Source organism: Frankia sp. CcWB2, from assembly GCF_977927585.1.
In genome coordinates, this window is the sequence record NZ_CDWRCM010000128.1 from 3,589 (window position 1) to 6,925 (window position 3,337).

Below are 3,337 nucleotides of genomic sequence, written 5' to 3' on the forward strand. Positions count from 1 at the left end.
AGGCCGACGGACCGTCGGGGCGGGGCGACAGAACTGCCAGCTGGACCAGCCGATCAACCGATTAGGGACGGCAGACGACGAGCCGCCGCCGACGGCGCCGCGGGAGGATGACGCTGGCTCAGGCCCGCCCGGTACACGCCGCGCTGACGACCCGGCCCAGGTCCGTCACTCGGTCGCGGTGCAGGAAGAGGTGGGGCATTGCCATGAACGACACTCTACGTTGGAGGTAGCCCGGCGCGTTGTGGCCCTCCGAGACTCGGCTGGTGCTCGTTATGGTGTTCCGCCTGCTGCTCCGCGGAGTCGGTGTTTGCCGGATATCGTGCATGGCAGGCAATCCTTCCGCCTGGGCAGGCGCCCGCACGTCACCCTGCTGGAGAGAGGGACCGGAAATGAGGTGCCACGCGCGGTGGTTTTCGTCGAATTCCGTCGATACCCGGACGAAGGTTCGGTCATTGCCCTGGACCAGGGCCTAGACCAGGGCCCGCGCCGATGAGCGGACCCGTCCCCGATGTCGATCGTGCGCGGCTCGAACAGCTTCTGATCCAGCTCTCCGAGCAGGTGAACGAAGTGGCGTCCGTGCAGACCCGGATGCGTGGCCTGCTCGACGCGGTCGTCGACGTGGCCCGGGAACTGAGCCTGCCGGTCACCCTGCGCCGGATCGCGCAGGCCGCCTGCCAGCTCGTGGGGGCCAAGTACGGCGCCCTCGGGGTGATCGGCGACGACGGGGAGATCTCGGAGCTCATCCATGTGGGCTTCCCCGACGAGGTGCCCACCATGATCGGCAGACTTCCTGAGGGGCGCGGCCTGATCGGGGAGAGCCTGCGCCACCCTCGGCCGTTGCGGGTGGCCGACGCCGCCCGTCATCCCGTTGCGATCGGGTTTCCCAGCGGGCACCCGCGGTTCGACACCTTCCTCAACGTCCCGATCATGGTGCGGGGCGCGGCGTTCGGAACGCTGTTCCTCGGCGCGAAGCGCGGTGGCGGCGAGTTCACCCAGGAGGACGAGGATCTGGCGTGCGCGTTGGCGGCCGCGGTCGGTTTCGCGATCGAGAACGCGCGGCTGTACGAGGAGACCAGGCGCCGGCAGGCCTGGCTCTCGGCCAGTGCGGAGATCACGACCGCGCTGCTGTCGGTCGCGGAGCCCGAGAAGGCGCTCGACCTGGTGGCCCGGCGGGCTCGTCAGGCGACCGCGGCCCGGCTCGCCGCGATCCTCGTCCCCGACGAGGCCGGCCTGGTCGTCGGGGTTGTCGCCGGGGAGGGGGACGACGACCTGCGAGGCCGGGTCTTCGCCGACAACCGCCGCCTGAACGAGGCCATGCGCACCGGCCGGGCCGTGCTCGTGCCCGCCGACTCCCCGGGCGGTCCGCTGTTCGGCGCGGACCATCCCGACCTCCCGGTGAAGGTCGGCATGGTGGTGCCGCTGATGGCGGGTGGCCGGGCGCTGGGCATCCTCGTCCTCGGCTCGGGTGAGCGTTCGGCCTCCTTCGGCGGTCTGGACCTGGAGATGGCCGCGGCTTTCGCCGGGCAGGCCGCGCTCACCCTCGAACTGGCCCGGGTGCACCGCGACCGGGAGCGTCTGGCCGTCTTCGAGGAACGGGACCGCATCGCTCGGGACCTGCACGACGTCGTGATCCAGCGGTTGTTCGCCACCGGTCTGCACCTGCAGAGCCTTGCCCGGGTCGTGGACAGCCGGGCGGCCGGGCGGCTGGACGCCGCCGCCGGCGAGCTCGACCAGACCATCTCCGACATCCGTCAGACGATCTTTTCGTTGACCTCCAACGCTGCTGAGGAGACCGATCTGCGCGCCGAGATTCAAGCGGTCATCGCCCAGGCCGAACGGGCCCTGGGGATCACCCCGACGGTCCGGCTGGACGGACCGATCGACCGCGGGGTCCCCGCGGCCATCCGCCCGCACATGCTCGCGGCGCTGCGCGAGGCGTTGTCCAACATCGCCCGCCACGCGCGGGCCTCCCGGATCCACGTGTTGCTGCGGGTCACCGACGCCGACATCCTGGTCGAGGTGCGCGACGACGGCCGCGGCCCCGGCAAGGCCTCGCGCAGCAGCGGGCTGGCCAACCTGCGGCACCGTGCGCTCGACCTCGGCGGCCGGATGGAGTTCGGCCCGGGAGCGGGCGGCGTCGGCACCACCATGACCTGGCAGGTCCCGGTGATCGCGCCGTTGCCCGAGCTTCGCGTGCACTCCGGCGAGGGATGGAGCGTCCTCGGTTAGCGGGTACGGCGGGGTTGCGGGGAACCCCGGGCCTCAAGAGCCTCAGGGGCCTCAAGAGCCTCAGGGGTTCAGGGATTCAGCCTGGTGGCGAACACCGCGGCCTGGGTCCGGCTCTCCAGCCCGAGCTTGGACAGCAAGCTGGAGACGTAGTTCTTCACGGTCTTCTCGGCGAGGAACATCCGGCTGGCGATCTGGCGGTTGGTGAGCCCCTCCGCGATCAGCCGGAGGATGCGCCGCTCCTGGTCGGTGAGCCCGGAAAGCCGTTCGTCCTCGGCTGGTCCCTCCCGCAGCCGCACCAGGACCCGGGGCGTCACCGCGGGATCGAGCAGGGACTTGCCCGCCGCCACCTGGCGCACCGCGTCTACGAGGGCGGTTCCCCGGATCTGCTTGAGAACGTAGCCGGCCGCGCCCGCCATGATCGCTGTGAAGAGCGCCTCCTCGTCGTCGAACGAGGTCAGGATGAGGCAGGCGATCCGTGGATCGCTCGACCGGACCTGCCGGCAGACCTCGATACCGCTGCCGTCCTCCAGGCGTGCGTCCAGCACCGCGACGTGGGGCTGGAGGGCCAGGATCCGGGCTACCGCCTCATCGGCCCGCCCGGCCTCCCCGACCACCTCTACATCGGGTGCGTCGGTGAGGAGATCCCGCAGCCCGCGACGCACTACCTCGTGGTCGTCGAGAAGGAACACCCGGATGGTTCCGGTGATCGACGCAGGCCCCGGTACGTCACCGACTCCGGAACCGTCCGCCAGTTCGTCTGACACCGTTGACTCCGCCCGACCCTGACGCCGTAGAAGACCGTCGCTGTTGTCACCTGCAGCAAGCAGAATATAACGCTCGCTGTTGGAGGCGGTGACCTCGACCGCACGGAAGCGGTGTCGTGCGTCTCGGCGGATGCCGTTCGGTGAACCCGTGAACGCCGGTTCCGGCGTCATCCGAAAAGGGTAGGTCCGGGTGGCGCCCCGCCGAAGTCCGGGGAGGTGTAGTCGAGTGGCTTCATGATGTGATTGCGCCAGGTCGCAATTGGCGTGCCGGCGGCGGATGTAGAGCCTGTCCGCGGGCCCGGAGGTTTCGCCTGCTCCCCGGCGCAGCGATGAGGAGTCGAAAT

At 70.3% G+C, this 3,337-nt stretch carries 2 protein-coding genes; one reads left to right on the forward strand and one right to left on the reverse strand.

The window, feature by feature from the left end; translation table 11 throughout:
• Positions 1-489: 489 nt before the first annotated feature.
• A complete protein-coding gene (locus ACY45C_RS14120; RefSeq protein ID WP_462188066.1) occupies positions 490-2,229 on the forward strand; it encodes a sensor histidine kinase in 1,740 nt (579 codons plus the stop codon).
• A 68-nt stretch (positions 2,230-2,297) separates the two neighbouring features.
• Here ACY45C_RS14120 and ACY45C_RS14125 read toward each other — a convergent pair whose 3' ends face one another.
• Positions 2,298-2,993 (reverse strand): response regulator, encoded by a 696-nt coding sequence (locus tag ACY45C_RS14125; protein WP_462188067.1) that lies wholly within the window; start codon positions 2,991-2,993, stop codon positions 2,298-2,300.
• Positions 2,994-3,337 lie beyond the last annotated feature (344 nt).

Excerpts from the sequence above, each read along its gene's own strand:
- ACY45C_RS14120 (WP_462188066.1), top strand. The coding sequence starts at position 490 with ATGAGCGGACCCGTCCCCGATGTCGATCGTGCGCGGCTCGAACAGCTT.